Annotated in this window: 25 protein-coding genes and 1 tRNA gene; 14 read left to right on the top strand and 12 right to left on the bottom strand. The window is 34.0% G+C overall.

Translation table 11 applies throughout. The features are described 5' to 3' along the window. Positions 1 to 58: 58 nt before the first annotated feature. A complete protein-coding gene (gene rplU, locus AC6EIW_RS05740) occupies positions 59 to 484 on the top strand; it encodes a 50S ribosomal protein L21 (RefSeq protein WP_498519772.1) in 426 nt (141 codons plus the stop codon). 28 nt (positions 485 to 512) lie between these two features. After that, a complete protein-coding gene (rpmA, locus tag AC6EIW_RS05745; RefSeq protein WP_498519773.1) occupies positions 513 to 773 on the top strand; it encodes a 50S ribosomal protein L27 in 261 nt (86 codons plus the stop codon). Between the two features lie 10 nt (positions 774 to 783). Here the strand turns inward: rpmA and AC6EIW_RS05750 are convergent, their stop codons facing one another. Then, complete coding sequence (locus tag AC6EIW_RS05750) at positions 784 to 1530, bottom strand: class I SAM-dependent methyltransferase (protein WP_498519774.1); 747 nt, start codon at positions 1528 to 1530, stop codon at positions 784 to 786. A 96-nt stretch (positions 1531 to 1626) separates the two neighbouring features. Here AC6EIW_RS05750 and truB point away from each other — a divergent pair, with 96 nt between their 5' ends. Then, on the top strand, positions 1627 to 2565 hold the full coding sequence (truB, locus tag AC6EIW_RS05755; protein WP_498519775.1) for a tRNA pseudouridine(55) synthase TruB: 939 nt from the start codon (positions 1627 to 1629) through the stop codon (positions 2563 to 2565). 50 nt (positions 2566 to 2615) lie between these two features. Here truB and AC6EIW_RS05760 read toward each other — a convergent pair whose 3' ends face one another. Further along, on the bottom strand, positions 2616 to 3833 hold the full coding sequence (locus AC6EIW_RS05760) for a SpoIID/LytB domain-containing protein (protein ID WP_498519776.1): 1218 nt from the start codon (positions 3831 to 3833) through the stop codon (positions 2616 to 2618). 97 nt (positions 3834 to 3930) lie between these two features. On the opposite strand from AC6EIW_RS05760, the gene rnz reads away from it, so the two are divergent. Next, the gene (rnz, locus tag AC6EIW_RS05765; protein ID WP_498519777.1) at positions 3931 to 4887 is read left to right on the top strand and encodes a ribonuclease Z; all 957 of its coding nucleotides are present in this window, start codon (positions 3931 to 3933) and stop codon (positions 4885 to 4887) included. A gap of 73 nt (positions 4888 to 4960) precedes the next feature. Then, positions 4961 to 5509 carry a pentapeptide repeat-containing protein gene (locus AC6EIW_RS05770; RefSeq protein WP_498519778.1) on the top strand — a complete coding sequence of 183 codons (549 nt, stop codon included), beginning with the start codon at positions 4961 to 4963 and terminating at the stop codon, positions 5507 to 5509. Positions 5510 to 5583: 74 nt separating this feature from the next. On the opposite strand, the gene AC6EIW_RS05775 is transcribed toward AC6EIW_RS05770, so the two are convergent. From AC6EIW_RS05775 to serA, 5 genes are all read right to left on the bottom strand, one after another. Further along, complete coding sequence (locus AC6EIW_RS05775; RefSeq protein WP_158467090.1) at positions 5584 to 5775, bottom strand: hypothetical protein; 192 nt, start codon at positions 5773 to 5775, stop codon at positions 5584 to 5586. A gap of 91 nt (positions 5776 to 5866) precedes the next feature. Beyond that, the gene (locus tag AC6EIW_RS05780; protein ID WP_498519779.1) at positions 5867 to 6289 is read right to left on the bottom strand and encodes a DUF8632 family protein; all 423 of its coding nucleotides are present in this window, start codon (positions 6287 to 6289) and stop codon (positions 5867 to 5869) included. 108 nt (positions 6290 to 6397) lie between these two features. Beyond that, entirely contained in the window at positions 6398 to 6697 is a 300-nt protein-coding gene (locus tag AC6EIW_RS05785; RefSeq protein ID WP_498519780.1) for a 2Fe-2S iron-sulfur cluster-binding protein, read from the bottom strand. Between the two features lie 37 nt (positions 6698 to 6734). Beyond that, the gene (gene prmA / locus AC6EIW_RS05790) at positions 6735 to 7646 is read right to left on the bottom strand and encodes a 50S ribosomal protein L11 methyltransferase (protein ID WP_498519781.1); all 912 of its coding nucleotides are present in this window, start codon (positions 7644 to 7646) and stop codon (positions 6735 to 6737) included. Between the two features lie 25 nt (positions 7647 to 7671). Further along, positions 7672 to 9258: a phosphoglycerate dehydrogenase gene (gene serA, locus AC6EIW_RS05795; protein ID WP_498519782.1), complete on the bottom strand. Its 1587-nt coding sequence runs from the start codon at positions 9256 to 9258 to the stop codon at positions 7672 to 7674. Between the two features lie 104 nt (positions 9259 to 9362). On the opposite strand from serA, the gene AC6EIW_RS05800 reads away from it, so the two are divergent. From AC6EIW_RS05800 to AC6EIW_RS05810, 3 genes are all read left to right on the top strand, one after another. Continuing rightward, positions 9363 to 9929, top strand: coding sequence for a hypothetical protein (locus AC6EIW_RS05800; RefSeq protein ID WP_498519783.1), 567 nt, complete (start codon positions 9363 to 9365; stop codon positions 9927 to 9929). Positions 9930 to 10076: 147 nt separating this feature from the next. After that, positions 10077 to 10865 carry a photosystem II electron transport protein, Sll1252 family gene (locus AC6EIW_RS05805; protein WP_498519784.1) on the top strand — a complete coding sequence of 263 codons (789 nt, stop codon included), beginning with the start codon at positions 10077 to 10079 and terminating at the stop codon, positions 10863 to 10865. Positions 10866 to 10933: 68 nt separating this feature from the next. Continuing rightward, positions 10934 to 11005: transfer RNA gene (locus AC6EIW_RS05810), tRNA-Val, on the top strand. A 63-nt stretch (positions 11006 to 11068) separates the two neighbouring features. Here the strand turns inward: AC6EIW_RS05810 and AC6EIW_RS05815 are convergent. Beyond that, positions 11069 to 11215, bottom strand: a complete 147-nt coding sequence (locus tag AC6EIW_RS05815; RefSeq protein WP_498519785.1) for a hypothetical protein — start codon at positions 11213 to 11215, stop codon at positions 11069 to 11071. A gap of 290 nt (positions 11216 to 11505) precedes the next feature. Between AC6EIW_RS05815 and murD the strand changes: the two genes are divergently transcribed. The 4 genes from murD (at position 11506) to AC6EIW_RS05835 (ending at position 14148) form a co-directional block, all read left to right on the top strand. Further along, positions 11506 to 12915, top strand: a complete 1410-nt coding sequence (gene murD, locus AC6EIW_RS05820; RefSeq protein WP_498519786.1) for a UDP-N-acetylmuramoyl-L-alanine--D-glutamate ligase — start codon at positions 11506 to 11508, stop codon at positions 12913 to 12915. Positions 12916 to 13011: 96 nt separating this feature from the next. Beyond that, entirely contained in the window at positions 13012 to 13326 is a 315-nt protein-coding gene (locus AC6EIW_RS05825) for an MATH domain-containing protein (RefSeq protein ID WP_498519787.1), read from the top strand. Positions 13327 to 13432: 106 nt separating this feature from the next. Continuing rightward, positions 13433 to 13855 carry a hypothetical protein gene (locus tag AC6EIW_RS05830; protein ID WP_498519788.1) on the top strand — a complete coding sequence of 141 codons (423 nt, stop codon included), beginning with the start codon at positions 13433 to 13435 and terminating at the stop codon, positions 13853 to 13855. A 47-nt stretch (positions 13856 to 13902) separates the two neighbouring features. Beyond that, on the top strand, positions 13903 to 14148 hold the full coding sequence (locus AC6EIW_RS05835) for a hypothetical protein (RefSeq protein WP_498519789.1): 246 nt from the start codon (positions 13903 to 13905) through the stop codon (positions 14146 to 14148). Here the strand turns inward: AC6EIW_RS05835 and AC6EIW_RS05840 are convergent. The 3 genes from AC6EIW_RS05840 to AC6EIW_RS05850 form a co-directional block, all read right to left on the bottom strand. Continuing rightward, on the bottom strand, positions 14145 to 15011 hold the full coding sequence (locus AC6EIW_RS05840) for an EamA family transporter (RefSeq protein ID WP_498519790.1): 867 nt from the start codon (positions 15009 to 15011) through the stop codon (positions 14145 to 14147). The genes AC6EIW_RS05835 and AC6EIW_RS05840 overlap by 4 nt on opposite strands. Positions 15012 to 15114: 103 nt before the next feature. Next, positions 15115 to 15873 carry a GAF domain-containing protein gene (locus tag AC6EIW_RS05845; protein WP_498519791.1) on the bottom strand — a complete coding sequence of 253 codons (759 nt, stop codon included), beginning with the start codon at positions 15871 to 15873 and terminating at the stop codon, positions 15115 to 15117. Between the two features lie 219 nt (positions 15874 to 16092). Beyond that, on the bottom strand, positions 16093 to 16341 hold the full coding sequence (locus tag AC6EIW_RS05850; RefSeq protein ID WP_498519792.1) for a DUF8653 family protein: 249 nt from the start codon (positions 16339 to 16341) through the stop codon (positions 16093 to 16095). Between the two features lie 424 nt (positions 16342 to 16765). Here AC6EIW_RS05850 and AC6EIW_RS05855 point away from each other — a divergent pair, with 424 nt between their 5' ends. Then, entirely contained in the window at positions 16766 to 17167 is a 402-nt protein-coding gene (locus AC6EIW_RS05855; RefSeq protein WP_498519793.1) for a DoxX family protein, read from the top strand. A gap of 120 nt (positions 17168 to 17287) precedes the next feature. Here AC6EIW_RS05855 and AC6EIW_RS05860 read toward each other — a convergent pair whose 3' ends face one another. After that, positions 17288 to 17443, bottom strand: coding sequence for a hypothetical protein (locus tag AC6EIW_RS05860; protein WP_498519794.1), 156 nt, complete (start codon positions 17441 to 17443; stop codon positions 17288 to 17290). Positions 17444 to 17647: 204 nt separating this feature from the next. Here AC6EIW_RS05860 and AC6EIW_RS05865 point away from each other — a divergent pair, with 204 nt between their 5' ends. After that, positions 17648 to 18019, top strand: a complete 372-nt coding sequence (locus AC6EIW_RS05865) for a DUF8671 domain-containing protein (RefSeq protein WP_498519795.1) — start codon at positions 17648 to 17650, stop codon at positions 18017 to 18019. The last annotated feature ends 42 nt before the right edge of the window (positions 18020 to 18061 follow it).

Genomic DNA, 18061 nt, shown 5'->3' on the forward strand with positions numbered 1-18061 from the left:
ATTAAAAGAAGGAATCCCTTTTATTTTATTTCGAGCCTTAGCGTGTCACCAAATAATCATGGCTGATAAAAAATCAACTCCCACAAAGAACACTCCACAAGATAAAACTTACGCGATAGTTGAAGCCTCAGGAAAACAATTTTGGCTTCAACCCAACCGTTATTATGATTTAGACAGATGCCATGCAGAAGTTAATGATGTTTTGACTCTTGAGAAAGTGCTTCTGCTTAACGATGGCAAAGATTTAAAGCTTGGGAAACCTTATGTAAAAGATGCGAAAGTAGAAATTAAAGTCCTAGAGCATAGAAGAGGTCCAAAAATAATAGTTTATAAAATGAGACCAAAGAAAAAAACAAGAAGAAAAAATGGACATCGTCAAGAACTAACAAGGGTTTTAGTTCAATCAATATCAGTAGGATCAAAAACCAAAAAATCTAAAGAGACAAAAGACACCAAAACTACTACTGCTAAAGTAGAATCTTAGAAATTAAAACTAAAAGATTACATAAATCATGGCTCATAAGAAAGGTACTGGATCAACAAGGAATGGGAGAGACTCAAACTCCAAAAGACTTGGGGTAAAAGCTTATGGTGGTGAAAAAGTAACTGCGGGGTCTATTCTCATACGCCAAAGAGGTACATCCATACTTCCAGGGGTTAATGTAGGCAGAGGAAAAGATGATACTCTTTTCGCTTTAGCTGATGGTTCAGTTCATTTTGAAAGTATCCGAAGAGGGTTAAGGAATAGAAAAAGAATCAATATCCATGGCTAAAGATGTTTTTTTATTTTTTTAAAGGTTTATAAGCTCGAGTAGTGATTAAAAAAGGATGGAACACTTCTAAGAAATTTAATTGTAAGGTAGAAAAGAAATTCTCAATAAGAATAGGATCATCAAAATGGAATGGATATTCTCCATTTTTACCTTTATAAAAATACCAATTAAGTAAAGCTATCCCTTTAGGAGAAAGTTTTTCCAAAAATATTCTCAATTGTTTTGCTGGATCTGGCAGATGTTCTAAGACATCCAAGCAAATAAGAGAATCAAAAATCACATCAGAGGTGCTTTCTAAATCTCTAAAAACTGAAATCTTATTTTCAATACCCAATTCCTTAGATCTATGTTCTACAAAACTACGGTTTTGAGGATTAAGATCCACAAACCAAACATGTTCAACATTTGGCAAAAATGAAGCAGCCAGAGCATGCGTACCAATACCACCGCCAAAATCTAAAACTTTTCCAGAGGCAAATTTTTGTTGTAAACGAAGAGTATCAGCTATGTAATTAGAACTATTTAAATGCCAAGACGCAAGGTCTATTAAATGAGCATCGCCAACTTCTGCTTCATAAAAATCACCTGCATTTTTCTCAGTAAAAGCTCCTGGATGCAGAGCCGCCAAATCATCAACACCGTTAATTAACCTTTGATCTAATTTCTCATTATTTATGTGAAGAAAATCAATAAGGTGTTTTTTTAAATTAAAGCCATCTTTAAGGAAGCAGGAAATACTGAGATCTAAATTGGTCATATTATTTGGCTCACTGAACACACTGAGTTATAACTTTAAATGTTCAGGGTTACTTGAACAATCTTTTTACGTGAGCCTCAACCTACAATATTAATTTTGGAAAAGCCTTTTGGATTTGTTGTCATTGATAAGCCTGCTGGGCTTACTTCTCATGATTGCGTGAATAGACTTCGAAAAGTATTTGATATTAAAAAAATTGGACATAGTGGAACCCTTGATCCCTCAGTTACTGGTGTACTACCAATAGCAATAGGTGCTGCGACAAGATTAATCCCTTATTTACAAGGCTCTAAAGCCTATACAGGAATCATTCAGTTGGGGGTTACTACGAATACTGATGATATGCAAGGAGAAATCATAGAATCAAAAATATTGCCATTAATTAGCAAAAATGATATGGATTGTATACTAGAGAATTTCAGAGGCGAGATATTACAAAAGCCCCCTATTTTCTCTAGTGTTCATGTAAAAGGAGAGAGAGCTTATAAGAAAGCAAGAAAAGGAGAAAAATTTGATTTAAAACCTAAAAAAATAACCATAAACAAATTAAATTTAATAAGCTGGTCACCAAGTAATGGTGAGTTATTAGTTGACGTCGACTGCTCAGCAGGGACATACATTAGATCCTTGGCTAGAGATATTGGAGATAAAATTGGATGCGGTGGTCATTTGAAAAAGTTGAGACGCACAAAAGCCTATAATTTTACCGAGAATCACTCAGTACTACTTCCTGAGAAATCAGAATTTTATCCAGAAAAAAATAAACCTAAAATTCTTAACCCTAATATCTTTTTTGAACATCTTTCTTCTTTTAAATTAATTTCTGAAGAAGAGATTCTTAGTTGGCGCTCAGGAAGAAAGATAAGTTTTCAAAATAATATAAAACGTTTAAAGTTATCTAAAATCAAAGAAATTGAAAATAGTAATATTAATAATATTTTAGTATTGGATATTAAAAATCAAATCCTTGGGATAGCAGTTTTAGATGAAAGTTATGCAATTAACCCTAAGGTTGTTTTTAATGCAATTGGTTAAAATCATAAAATATAAAACTTATAATATTAATCTATAAATAATAAAATTAACTAATAGGTTTTTATTTGTACTCCCGTGTAATAATGTTTTAGGATTTCACGAAAACTTGATCCTCTTTCAGCCATAGCTTTAGCACCCCATTGGCTCATTCCTACCCCATGCCCAGCGCCATAACCTCTCACTAACAAGAAATAATCTTTTGGAATCTCCGGTAAAGGTTGAGGTGCCATATCATTGAAAACTTTATTATAAATATTCAATTTATTATCTAAATTGCTTTGTTTATATTTTAAATTAACATCAAATTTAGTACTAAGCAATTGTAATTTTTTTCTTAAGTTCTTCCCAGAGATATTTTTGTTGCCATTTAATCCATAAAGTTTAATTTTCAAGACTCTATCGGTATTGCTTTTGTTAATAATTTGTATACTGTTTACTCCACCCAAGTCAGGAAAAATCTTGTCTAACTCTCCTGAAGTAAATTCATTACTCCATCTATACTTCTCACCGTTTTGATCATAGTCAATAACACTTTTTAAATAAGGTAATTGATACTTCCAAACTGTGCCACTATTTTCAGTCCTCCCACCAGAACTACTATGAAAAACCGCCTCTATAAGTTTATTTTTATAAAACAAAGCAAGTGATCTTGTACTTTTGACTGCTCTATTTATTTTTGCTGTTTCAGCTTCAAGTCCTAAATAAACTTGACTTTCTTGAGTTGAATGAATATCAAAGGATTGATTCTCGTCTAAAAGTTTTAAAGCATAAGTCCTAGCTGCTATTGCTTGAGCTTGAAGTGCTGCAAGTGGAAATTCTTTAGGCATTTCACTACCGACAACACTTTTTAAATATTTCTCTAAGTTTAAAGAATTTATTATTTGCAAATTCTGATCATTCAAAGAAATTCTTAAGTCTCCCGCATACCTTCTATTTTTATACCAAATCCCTCTATCATCATTATTTTTGATTATTAAATTAAAGTTCTTAGGTAATTCAAACCAAGAATTTTTATTGTTGTTAATAGAATAGTTAACATTGCCATTATCGTAAATTATATTTATAGATTTAATAGATCTTTGTTTAGAAGAAATCCCTTTAAGAAATAAAGATTTGGCACCATCTGCTCTAAATCTTACCTTTTTTTCTTGACCAATTAAGACTCTTATTACTGGATCTTTAGCAGCAATTGACTTTAATGGGGAGATGAAAAATATAGCTAAGAAAACCATGGCCCATCCCTTACTACTTTTAGGTGACGTGCTCACAATAAAAATTGAATTTAGGTCCTAATTCTGCCTATAAGATAGAAGATCTACCAGTGGTCAAAGCTTTGAATGGCACCATGTACTAAAGAGGAGAAACTTGCAAGTCACTTTTCTAGGAACAAGCTCAGGAGTTCCAACTCTAACTAGAAACGTATCAGCGATGGTACTAAAGCCTCCACAAAGATCAGATTTGTGGTTGTTTGATTGTGGTGAAGGTACTCAACATCAATTCATGAGAAGCAACCTTAAATTATCTCAAATAAAAAAAATATTCATAACTCATATGCATGGTGATCATGTGTATGGCCTACCAGGACTTTTATCAAGTATTGGGTTGGCTGGAAGCAGCACTGGAATTGAGCTTTATGGACCAGCACCTCTTAAAAATTTTATTGATGCTTGCTTGTATAATAGTTCCAGCAGATTGGCTTACTCATTAAAATTCCATAGGGTAGAAAATTCTGCTTTTAAAAAAGAAATTTTATTTGAAGATTCCAATTTAGAAGTAAAAGTTGCTCCTCTTAAGCATCGAATCCCCTCTTTTGCTTACAGGGTGAACCAGAAAGCCAGACCAGGTAGATTCAATATAGATAAAGCAACATCAAAAAAGATACCTCCTGGCCCCGTATACGCCGCCCTTCAGCGTGGTGAAGAAGTGAGATTGGAGGATGGTCGCATTTTTTATGGAAAAGAATTCTGCGGTCCCGCTAGACCTGGGGTAAGCATCGTTTATTGCACAGATACTGTTTACACAGAATCAGCAATTGAAATTTCTAGAGAAGCCGACCTCCTGATCCATGAATCAACTTATTCTCATAAAGAAACTGACATGGCTTATGAACGTGGACATTCAACTGCCACCATGGCAGCTCAAATTGCTGCAAAAGCGAACGTAAATCAATTGATTTTGACTCATTTGAGCCCGAGATATACCCCTGGGAATGAAACAAGTCCTAATGATTTGCTTAATGAAGCAAAAGCAATTTTTCCAAATACTCAGTTGGCGAAAGACTTTTTGCAAATTGATATAAAGAAACGCTGCAACAGTTCTTGATCCCTTGCCTATGAAATGCCTCTACATGAAACAATAGTCGAGTTTGGTGCTTCTTTAATCGCTGGCGTTATTAATGGATTCTCTTATTTCTTCCCTTAAACGGTCCCTTTCAAGACTATTTGTCTTGATACCTGTGCTTGTAAGTCTCATTATTAGTCCTCTTTCTGTAAGTGCCCTGTATCCCAGCGATCCTTCTTCAGTGGATAGCTTAGATCCAAGCTTGGCTGGTAAGGACTTACAAAACACAGAGTATGTAAAATACGACTTATCAGGAAAAGATCTTGGTGGGGCGAATTTCACTGGGGCTTATTTCAGTGTCTCAACTTTGAAGAACTCTGATCTAACAGGCGCAAACATGACCAATGTTATTGCTTATGCTACAAGGTTTGATAATGCGAACCTTACAAACGTAAAGCTTACTGGTGCCGAGTTGCTTAAGAGTGTTTTTGATGGTGCAACCATTGATGGTGCTGACTTTACTGATGCTGTATTAGATAGAAGTCAACAGAAAAAACTTTGTGAAGTAGCTACTGGTAGCACAGCCGAAAGTCTTGGTTGTAGCACTACTGCTGCTGGATATGTTCCTGCTACCAAAGGTAAAGGTTTCAACCCAGGTACTTAAATTTATTCAAAATTTAACAACCAATAAAAAAGGGGCCAGTGGCCCCTTTTTTTATTGGTTAAAAACTAACTTTTTCACTTTGTTATTAGAAAGAAAGCCGCTGCAGCTCCGCCAACTGCAAACATTGGCAGGCCCACAAGCAAATGTGAGGTACCAAAGCCAAAGCCTTTTTGGCGCAATATAAAATAGCCAACCCCAGCAGCTCCAGCAGCCAATGGAATAGCAGCGGTAGCAGCAGAAGCAACAGCGTGATAGTCGAAGTTCATCCCTGTGTTGAAATTTAATTACCTACAATTATCCTTCAAATTTGAAAAATGGTATGAACTTATGCGCGAAATGCTTCATATCTTCATCACTTTAAATCGAAAAAGAGTTTTCAATTTTTCTAAATTCATGATCTTGAGGTGCAATATTTGAGACATCTCTGGAGCGAGGATGTTTGCTATACCACCATTCCTGAATATTGGTATCTAAACGACAAGAAAACAAAGTCAAGATTGTTTTTGTTGGTTTAACGCCTGGTTGGATAATTTCAACAGAATATGATGGGCATTTTTGTGCAGCGATATCAGCGACAAATCTTTTTCCAATTCTTCTCCAACTAGGCTCCTTACTTCGCCATGAGAGTCTGCAACACGGCCAAGGTAATTCCTCACGGTCATAGAGTCGACAGCATGGGCCTAAAACCCTAAAACTAAATTGACCTCCAATGCTTGAATGAATAGAACCATGGTCTAAAAGACCTTGAGCTTTATCTGTTGGCAAAACTTCTGAAATCAATTAATCCCTAAATAATTTTATTTGCGCTCATGAGCACATAAACAAGAGATTGGCGAGAAAAAAGATAAATGGCAAGTTATCGATAAAAATCTGGTGAAAAAATTAATATCAGTACATTTCGTCTTCAGCATGGGTTCTAATTGTGCAATCTGAAGTGGGATAAGCAACGCAAATCAAAATATAACCTTTTTTTATTTGATCATCGTCTAAAAAACTTTGATCCTCTTGATCAACTTCTCCTTTTTCTAATTTAGCGACACAAGTTGAACATGCTCCGGATCGACAGGAATAAGGAAGCTGAATCTTTTGTTCACAGGCAGCATCAAGAATATATTTGTCATCAGGGATATCGATGATTTCTCTGAGACCACTTAACTTATTAATAAAAGTGATCTTAAAAGACGTCATGAAAGTTGTTAATTTGGCAATTTTGAATTTATTTAATTTAAGGTAAGTTTTGACTCAATACCAGTAAGGCCCATCGTTCCTTTGTCTTAATTTCAAGAACTTGCCAACCAAGTGAAAAAAAGAATTCTTGAAGTTCTTTAATTTGTTCAACTAATAAACCAGAAAGAATGAGTTTACCTTTATTACTAATAATTTTTTCGAAACTCGGACCGATAGATCTTATTACAGGTGCAAGGATATTGCAGAGAATTAAATCAATTTTTTTTTCGGGCATATTCGTCTGGACTTCACCAATAGAACCAAGGTAAACATTTAAGAGGTCTTCAGGGACATGGTTTAAATCAGAATTAATTTTAGTGGCGGATATTGCCAGAGAATCGGTGTCAACAGAGAAGGTGGTCTCAGCACCTAATTTCAATGCAGCTAAAGATAATATTCCACTACCACAGCCCAAATCAGCGATGGTTTGACCTACTGGAGGGTCGTTGTCCAAGAATTCAATACATAAACGCGTAGAGGGATGACTACCAGTTCCAAAAGCACTACCTGGGTCTAAACGAATAATTTTTCGTTCCAGAAATTGCTCAGGGACATCTAACCATGCAGGCAAAATTAAGATTGATTGTCCTACGGGATCAGGTTTCCAGTTTTTTTTCCAACTTAAGCTCCAATCTTCATCTTTCACTTTTATCCATTTGCATGCAGGCAAAGTCAAGTCAAAAGGTTTTGCTAACGAAATAAATGATTGGACTAAAATCTCTCGATCCTTAACCAACCATTCATTCAAAGGAAGCCATATAAAAAGTTTTTCAGTGGAATTGTTTGATGGATCATGCTCTAAAGAGAATCTATGAATATCTAGCTTGTTCAACAGCCAATAAAAAGAATCTTCTAGCTCAACTGCAATTTCTTGCTCCAATCTCAACCAAATAATCTGAGAATTATTCAACTCTGTATTCTGCTCAACTAACAAATCATAAAGTCACAGAATGAGCTTCGTTTATTCCTTGCATTGAAATAATTGAGCCAAGCAACTCAGATGGGATAGGATCATCGATACTTAAAACCATAACTGCCTCACCTCGAACGATCCTTCTTCCTACTTGCATTGAGGCAATATTAACATTGTATTTTCCAAGAAGTGAGCCTATCTGACCAATAATTCCAGGCATGTCCCTATGCCTCGTAAAAAGCATATGTCTACTTGGCACAAAATTTATCGGGTACTCATCAATACTTGTAATACCGAGATCACCATCACCAAAAACGGTACCAGAAACGCTATGTCCACCTTTGTCGCTAAAACTATCCAACTGTAAAGAGCCTCGAGCAAACTCTGGGCTCAACTCATCCTTAATTTCGACGACATCAATACCACGTGCTTTTGCTTCCAATGAAGCGTTTACATAATTAATTTTATCTCCCAATGCACTAGTAAGGAATCCCTTTAAAGTAGCAATAACTAGCGGCTGAGATGGATGTTGAGCGAATTCTCCCTGCAAACGAACTTCTAATTTTTGAATCTGTCCCCCTGAAATTTGACTAACTAATAATCCTAATGTCTCCGCAAGTTTTAAATGTGGTTTAAGACTATCCATTATCTCTGCGCTTAGACCAGGAATATTTACCGCGCTGCGTGCAGGCAAACCCAAAAGAACATCTCTAATTTGTTCTGCAACATCAATAGCTACATTTTGTTGTGCCTCAACAGTTGAAGCACCTAGATGAGGAGTAAGTATCAAGCCTTTTTTTACAGCGCGTAGAGGGGAGTTCTCAGCTAGGGGTTCTTTTGCATACACATCGATTGCAGCACCTTGTATGACATTTTCTACTAATGCATTAGCTAAATCATTTTCATTAATAATTCCGCCCCTTGCACAATTCACCAATCTCGCAGTTGGTTTCATTTTTTTCAAAAGGTCCATATCAACTAAATTCTCTGTATCAGGTGTCCTTGGAAGATGAAGGGTTACATAATCAGATTGCTTGAACAACTCTTCAATATCACTTAATTGAACCTGCATTTGCTGAGCCCTTTCAGTTGAAACGAAAGGATCAAATCCTATGACTTCCATACCCATTGCATTCGCGACCTTTGCTACATGAGATCCAATCTTGCCAAGTCCAACTACTCCTAAAGTTTTCTTATAAAGCTCATTCCCTACATATTTTTTGCGATCCCAACCCCCAGAAAACATACTTGCATGTGCTTGAGGAATATTTCTAGATAATGAAAGAATCATTGCCAAAGCGTGCTCTGCTGCTGCAATCGTGTTTCCACCTGGAGAATTTACAACTAAGACACCCTTTTTAGTAGCACTTGGAACATCAACATTATCAACCCCAACGCCAGCTCTACCAATGATTCTTAATTTCTTAGCCTCAGCTATCACATCCGAACTAACTTGAGTTCCTGAACGGATCATTAAACCATCATAATCACTAATAATATTCTTTAACTCATCTATCGAAAGACCTACTTTTTGGTCAACTTGAGCAACCTGAGTAAGAATATCTATACCTGCTTGATCAATTGGATCAGAAACAAGAACTTTCGTCATTAAAGGCGATAAACGTGCCGATCTGAACTTTAGTGATCTATTTGCCGCTGGCCAGAATTATGTTGAGCAGGATTGAATATCCAAACATTTCAAGGAGCTAATTAGTGTCCACATTCGTAATCATCTCGAAAGAAAAGGAACCAATAAAAGAGTTACTTCTCAAATTAAGAGAGGCTCAAACACCTATCCTTAATTGCGATCTTGTAGAACCATTGGATAAACAATCCAAAGATGAGGAGTCAAATCTAGACACATCTGAAGAAGTTTTTGCCAATAAATCAAATTTTAATAATATCAAGTTTCTGAATCCAACTCTTGCTCGAAAGGATCGCCAAAAAACTTTGGCATCATGGTTGATTCCCTTTGGTTTTATTGCAGGTCTAAGCTTTTCTCAAATGACAGATCTTAAAACATTCGCAGACATGGGGTTCCCAAATCAATTAGAGAAGCTCTTAGGAGGCATAGTAGGAATGATTTCAGGAGCCCTAGGGAGTTTTTTTTCAGCTGGGGGCATTAGCCAAGAAACAAATGATGATTTAAGAGCTATTAGAAAAAAAAGCGAAGGAGGTTGTTGGCTGTTAATTCTAGAATTACCACTAGAGATAGAACCACCTTGGGGAATTCTAAAAGAGATAGATAGCTTAGAAATTATAACCATAGGCAAAGAGTAATTCTAACTTAAATAATATTTAAACAAGGGAAAATGATATTAACAGCTTAAACCCTAGATTTAATATTATATTTATCAAAATCACTCATTAATTTAATAGAAAGGTTTAGAATATTTAAATATAAAACGAGAAATTTATTCTCTTTTCATGTATCTTCCTAAACAAAAGATTCTATTAAATAGCAATTTTTGCGAAGAGCTAGAGGTTTTACTTGATTATGCAGAAAAGGCACTAAATCAGAGAAAACCTATATGGTCTCCTTTCGTTTCAGCACAATTAATGGAGGAAGTTAAAAAAAAATTCAATAATTTAAGTGATATAAAACTCTTTTTTGAGGGGGGATTCCCTGGTTCAGAACGTAAAAGAATATGTTTCATAAGATCTGAACAAGAAATCAACTTTTCATCTTCAAATATTCCCATAAAAGGTATTTATCTAAAAGGAAATTTCCTATTCGATAGAGCAAAACAAAATGATTTTAGAGATACCTTACATGAGCTTGGAATAGAAGAAGGCGCAATTGGAGACATTTGGTTAATTAGAGATAGAGGTGCCCAAGCCATTTGCTCGCAAAAATGTGCAGATTTAATTCATCAAAAAATTGGCAAATTACGAGAAGTCGAAATAGCAATCGAAGCGTTAGATCTCAATGATATGGAGATCCCTTTTAAGAGACCAGAAAAAATAATTAATACAGTTGAAGCCTCTACACGAATAGACGCAATAGCCTCTGCAGGATTTGGTTTATCGAGATCAAAAATAACGACTCAAATTAAAAAAGGCTGCCTGCGTCTTAACTGGAGGCTGAATAATCAGCCCAGTAAATCTTTGAAAATTGGAGACCTAATCCACTTGGAGCACAAAGGTTCACTTGAAATCCTAGATATAGATAAAACAAAAAAGGAACGCTGGAGAATCAAATTACTAAGGCAATGATTATTAGGTCCTATTGCCTGCTAACTTCATTGAGGAACTTAGCAATTGAGGCCTAAATCGATTCGCAAGGGCGATTAGCTCAGAGGTAGAGCACTACCTTGACACGGTAGGAGTCACTGGTTCGATTCCAGTATCGCCCATCAATCAAATTTTGTTAGCTTAGATATTTGAATAAATAAAAGTAATAGAAAAGATTAAAATTTTTACTTATCAAACATTTGATGAAGCTTAATCCATGTAATCTCACTATCACTATCCTCACCTCCACCAATTAAAGAGTACTCACCATTAGTTGATTCTTGTTTTTCTTTTAGTTTTAACATTTCCACGCCATCAATGTTTGCAGGCATTAAACAGAAGCAAATTCCTTTGCATCAAAACAACTTTTAAAGAATAAAGCCAGAAGTATTAATGATTCTTTAATCTTACAAGAATCAAGTTGCAAGATTTATTATTAATTTTTTACCTTTAGGACAGTAAGCACTGTAGTAAAAATGAGTAAATATCTTTGTTTAAGGATGAAAATAATGCAAGCAAAAAAATATTTTATATTAGAGAGTAGTCAAATTTTTATGCAAGCAGATTCTTCTTAAGCTAGTTAAGAATAGAAAAACCTATTTACATTCAAATCTAAATTAAGTTGTCAAAACAAACACAATCAAATCAAATCCATATTGTCCTCGGACTGGGCAAATCTGGTATAAGTGCAGCAAAGCTACTTAAATCAGAAGGCAAGGAAGTATTGGTGTTAGAAAATAATACTAATGAAAAATTAATAAGTATATCTAATAAACTAGAATCAGAAGGAATCAGTGTTGTCTTACTCGACGAACAACTTAATATTAATAATTTCACGCCCTGGATAGGTAAAATTGATAGTATAATTGTAAGTCCAGGGATAGAATGGGAACATAAAGTCCTAAAAGAATTAAGAAGCAAAAATATCAATATACAAGGTGAGGTAGAAGTGGCTTGGGAAAGATTGAATCATGTTCCTTCAATCGCTATTACTGGCACCAATGGCAAAACCACCGTAACAAATATGCTTAATCATGTTTTAAAATCAAATGGTTTAAATACTGATATGGGAGGCAATATTGGAAAGGCATTATCTAAAATCGCCTTAGAAACTATAAACAATCATCACCAACATTTGAACTGGCTAGTATTAGAATTAAGTAGTTATCAAATTGAAGGTTCTCCAAAAGTAGAACCGACCATCGGCATATGGACAACATTTACTCCTGACCATTTAGAAAGACATGGTGATATAGAAACTTATTTCAAAATCAAGCGAAGTTTATTAGAAAAATCATCCATTCGAATTTATAACTCCGATGACAAATCTTTATCTAGGAAAAGAAAAGAATTACCTCAAGGAATATGGGTTGGGATAGAGGAAAGATCATCCTATAATCATCATCCAAGATTCTGGATCGATCGAAAAGGTTATATTTATGAAGAACACAAACAACTATTTCATAACTCGATACTTAAGTTACCTGGCAAACATAACTTGCAAAACCTTTTACTCGTAACAGCAGCAGCAAGAGAAATAGGTCTTGATCATTCATCAATAGCTACAGCCATAAATTCATTTAGAGCGGTACCCCATAGATTGGAATATTTAGGAATTACAAAAAATTTAAGTTTTTATAATGACAGCAAAGCTACTAATTTCGACTCTTCAATAACTGGTTTAAAATCCATTCCCTCCCCGATAATTTTATTAGCTGGCGGCATACAAAAGAAAGGAGATCATCTACCGTGGTTAGAACAAATAAAACGATCTACTAACGGAGTGGTTTTATTTGGTCTTAGTGCCAAAAACTTACAGAAAGCATTATTAGATTCTTCTTATAAAGGAGAAGTCATTATCAAACACAATCTAGAAGAGGCGACAATAGCCTCTATTAATTTAGCCAGGGAAACAGCTTCCAAAAGCATATTATTATCTCCAGCCTGTGCAAGTTTTGATCAATATCAAAACTACGAAGAAAGAGGTGACCATTTTAAAGAGCTAGTCAAAAAATATAGAGATACTCAATGATCTATTTTTTCCAAGACAAATAGATTTGGTCGGAGATCCACCCTTGGGGGAGATTTTCCCCATGATAGTTTAAATGTATTCCTTAAAATTAGTACGTTGAACAACAACCAGTTCTCACAAAATGCTATTAGTCATAAGGAATTAAGTGACTTTTTAATCAGAGCCAAAAAAGATATACCTTCATTTGATACCCCTGAAAAAAATAAATCGAAGGAAAGTCAAGAATTGATTGATTTACTTGAAACCTGGACAGAATCAAGTCAAAAATTACTCCTAATGATTAGCAAGGAACAAAAAGTTTTAACTGAAAACAGAAGTCCTAAATCTCTGGTAGCCTTTGGGGCTATGGGAGCTCATATAAATATGGCCTTGCAAGCACTCAAAGCGACAGAATCTGACCAAGAAGGTTAAATATTAGGAAGTTTATTACATAAGAAATTAAAAGAACTAAATGTACTTTTTAAAAAATATAATTAAGTATAAAATCCTTAAAAAGGGATTATAGGGATATCTTATTTTGTCCGAACAAAACCAAAATCCACTTGTTCTCGTTCCAGAGTCAACAGCTAAATTGATGAAGTCCATATCAGGCGAAAGTATTGGTTCGGTTGATGATTTAATTTATTGTCACCTATATGGAATTGTAGGTGACTGGTACCTTTCAGAGATATCAGAAGATAGAGAAAAAGCCTTTGGATTTCAAATAATAAATTCTGAACCTGCTTGGGAAATGGATAATTGGTTAACTAATTCCAGCAAATGGGGGGAAATACCGATAAAAGCACTGCAAGAACTTGTTAATGAAAAATTTTTAAAAGAAAAAGATATTCGTTTTTTAATTACAAGAGATTTATTTTGGGAACCTACAAAGTTCTCAGAAATTAATCTCGATCAAAATACTCTTTTCTATCCAGGTACAACTGATAGAAGTTTATCGTGAACATATGAAACACTGTATGTCACTTTCATAAATAGTTTCTAATTAAAATGAAAGAAATAGACCCCAAAAAAGATCCTCTTTATTTATTAACAAAAGCAGTTGAGAGAGGGGATCCTGAAGTTGGACAAAAAGTAAAAGATCGCCTTGATAAATCAGATAATCCTTCAGAAATGAGATATTTAGAAGGATTACTTATACTACTAGGTGAGAAACCAGGAGAACTAGAAGATCCACCCGACGTCGAAGATGATCCAGATGAGTATTGGCAAGAGAATGATTACTTTGAGGTCTAAATTAAAGCGATAGCAACTCCAAAAAAAGATAAAAAAGAATAAAAAATTGTTAATTTGTTTATTTGATCTCCCTCTCTCTTAGAAATAAAAAGTGCAAAAATAGGAGAAAGACTTAACAAAGTCCAACCAATACCTATAGGCAAAAATTTAAAAACTATTTGTTGAAATAGTATTCCAAAATTAGTACCAAGTAAGGTTGATAAAATTAAATTTGAATTCTTATTTTTAGTTATTGATCTATTATTTAGAAGCTCAATAAAATCCTTTTTGAAAATAAAAAATAAAAACATCGATGCTGATAAAAGTCTTATTTCAGTTGTTTGTAATGGAGTTAATGTAGAGCTGATTAAAATTATCCTTGATAATAAAGCTGCAAAAACCGCACAAAATACCGACCCCAATGCGCACAGAATACCAAGCATATTTGTTTCGCTAGCTTCCTCTTTTTGAAATGTGTTTTGACTTACAATCATCAATAAAGAAAAAGATACAATTAGAGATCCTATCCATACTCTTTGAGGATATATCTCATTAATACTCAATGTTCCTAACGTAGTCGCAATTATTGGTGTTAGCGCTTCAAATGAGAGAGTTTTTCTAGTCCCTATTATTTTCAATGAATTTATGTACAAGGTATCCCCTATAGAAATACCAACTATTCCACTTATCATCAAAACAAATATAGAGGTTAAATCAGAAAACCAATTTATTGTTAAAGCAACTGGCAAAAAGAAAATTGAAGCAAGAACATTTTTATAAATATTGATTTGCCTAGGTAGAAAGTTTTTAGATTCTCTACGCCAAACAAAACACGCAAAAGTCCAAGATAATACTGCAGACATAGCCGCGATAAAACCAATCATATTTATCTATTTTTATAAATAAATTTTAAAAGAATTAAATGTTCAGTTCATCAATAGTTTACGTAGCTACTAACTAAAATAAGCTGGTTTTATGGTTGACTAACTATTTTTTTTTGCTTTCTGGCTTGTTTTTCTTACTATTTAAATTTAGTTTGTCATCACACCAAACTTCTAATACATCAGGGAAATGCTTCTCCATGCATAAATCGCAAATACCATGACTAAAACGAATATCTGCAATTTTTGAAAGGTATTTTTCTAAGTGCTGCCACTCACCATCAGAATCCCTAACCTCTTTACAATATGAACATGTTGTTAAAATACCCTCAGTGTTATGCATATGGGTAAGAGCATCAAGAAGACGAATAGATCTTTTACGAAGTTCTAATAAAGTCACAACCTGTCTAGACAATGCCTCCATAACTTGATGCTGTTGACCAGACAAATGTCCAGGCTTTCTATCAATCACGCAGAGAGTTCCTATTCGCTGATCAGTAGGGGTTTGCAATGGAAAACCAGCATACAAACGAATTTTTGGTTCTTCAACCACCAAAGGATTTGATTTAAATCTCTCATCCAATAAAGCATCCTCAACAATCAACGGCTCAGGGCTAGCAATAGCATGAGCACAAAAAGAAACGTCCCTTGATGTTTCTTTCGTCTCAAACCCACACATTGATTTAAACCATTGCGTATCTGTATCAACCAAACTCATTAAAGAAATAGGAGTTCCACAAGTCAAAGAAGCAATTTTCGTTATGTCGTCATAACATTGCTCGGGTTGAGTCCCTAAAATTCTATATTCAGCAAGAGCTTTTAATCGCTCTTCTTCTTTGCTTATTTTTGGGGCACCAAAACCCAAAACATTTACCTATTTATATCTTTCAAGAATAAGTAATCCTCAGTAATAAAAACGAATCTCTTCTCAATAATAAATAATTAAGTTTTCATAAGAAAAGCTTAGAAATTTTAAGCAAAATCCAAACTTATAAAAAAAAGAAGAGACTTGCTAGTTAATCTATAAAATCTAGCTTTTGGCTATTTGCTTTTATATAAATTTTGTAAGTATTGATATGCTCCTCTAAAAGGTTTTTGTAGTCCTGATTTTAAAACTACTCTTAGTTATCAAATTATCTTCACTAATATCTAGCCCTTTCACACTAGAGATCTGACCTTTCAAGCCCTCTAATTGAAGTTGATCAATCATCTGCTGAATAACCTGGCTTTCTACTAATTTCTGATCAATCATTTCTGGAGTCATTTTCTCAAATAATTTACCTGCTTTAGAGGCAACCACATCTGATGCATTAGTAATTTTGAGAAGAATCATAATTAAAGCAAAACTTAGAAAATTGAAATTCAATTCAATTTATTAATAAATAAATATTATATAAATTTATACTTCATCTAATATTAAAGAATTATGGAAATGTAATTCAACTAAGAATCAATATAATAATTTGAATTAAGACCAAGCATATAAAAATCCAAAGTAATGTCATTCCTATTTTATTGTGAAAGGAACCTTTCTTATAAATTGATGGACCTGATTCACAATCCTTTGTCATTATTAAAAGTAAAACAATGTAAAAATAACATAGCAATAGATTTGCATTTTGATTGCTCACGCAAACAAGCAATACAATTGAAAATAAAAATTTAAAAAATCGAGAAATATCCAGAAACACAAAATAACTATTACATAATAATATATTCAAACTTAAACATCAATTTTTTCTCTTTATATTGAGCAAATGGACTTTGAACAAACAAGAAATTTAATTGGTAGAATATTAATTTCAGCTATATTTATTTATGCAATTCCTGGTAAGATATTAAATTTCGAAAGGACAGTTGAGGTTATATCAAATAAAAATATACCTCTTAATTTAGCCCCATATTTATTGCTTTTAGCAATCATTTGCTTGGTTTTTGGTTCGATCCTTTTCATCTCGGGATTCAAGCACAAATTAGGAGCATATCTTCTACTAATCTTCATCGTACCAACAACCTTTATATTTCATTTTTCTCCTTTCCAAGCAAAAGCTGTTCTAATGAATGCTGGCCTGATTGGAGGATTATTACTTGGTTTAAATAACCTTAAAAGGAACTCACTTAAAGAGATTTTTAATAATCAGACAATTAAAAAACAGTAATACATCTAGATCTAGATCTAGATCTAGATCTAAAGTAAGGGCCTTTATTTTTCTTAGTCCATCTTTTGTCATTATTTTATAAACATCAATAGGAATATTTCCAAGTTCCGACCTTATAAGTTATGCCTCAATACCAATAATCGTTATCACACAAGTTCCCAACGGAGATGCTAACAAATCAGTTGGGGCAAAATCTTTTCTTTCGCCATCATGGTCTTTGGGTGCATTAGTATGAATCACAATCCCTGAAAAGCAATGCTTTGCTTCAGTGTGCAATTCCCCAATATATTTGCAACTAATTTTTGTAGAGCAGGTATGTGGATCTGTTTAGTTTTGATTTAAACGCCTGATCATTGCTTTATTTTGCCGAATTTATTCGCTAATCAAGTATAAAATAAGCTCCTTTTATCATAGACAAAACAATTATGATGAAAAAAAAATAATATGGTTTCACAGAAATATTCTCTCATTCTTAAGTAAATGATTTTTATTTCATTTTTCCTTAGTTTACTTATTACTCTTAATCCTTCACCAAGTTTTGATTGCGATGGGAACAGATTAACTGCCGTCATCAGAAACAACTTAAATGGAGATTTTTCAATAACAAATGATATTTCCAATATTGATGAAGGAGCATTTATAGTTCTTAATTGGCGCGATATCAACCTTATGCTCCCAGTATCTTTTAAGGTCGGTGAGATATCTTTCACCGACAAGAAATGGTTATGGAGTTACAAGGATGAAAAAAATGGATTAAGAATGGATGAACCCAGATTTGCTCAACTTTTACCTAGTGGAGATATTCAAGAATTTTCTTGTAAAGCTATTTACCCAGAGGACATGTTTTCGTGAAGAAAGTCTTAAGCAGGAAATAATCATGACATGTCATTGCTA

The sequence above is a fragment of the Prochlorococcus sp. MIT2308 genome, assembly GCF_059772345.1.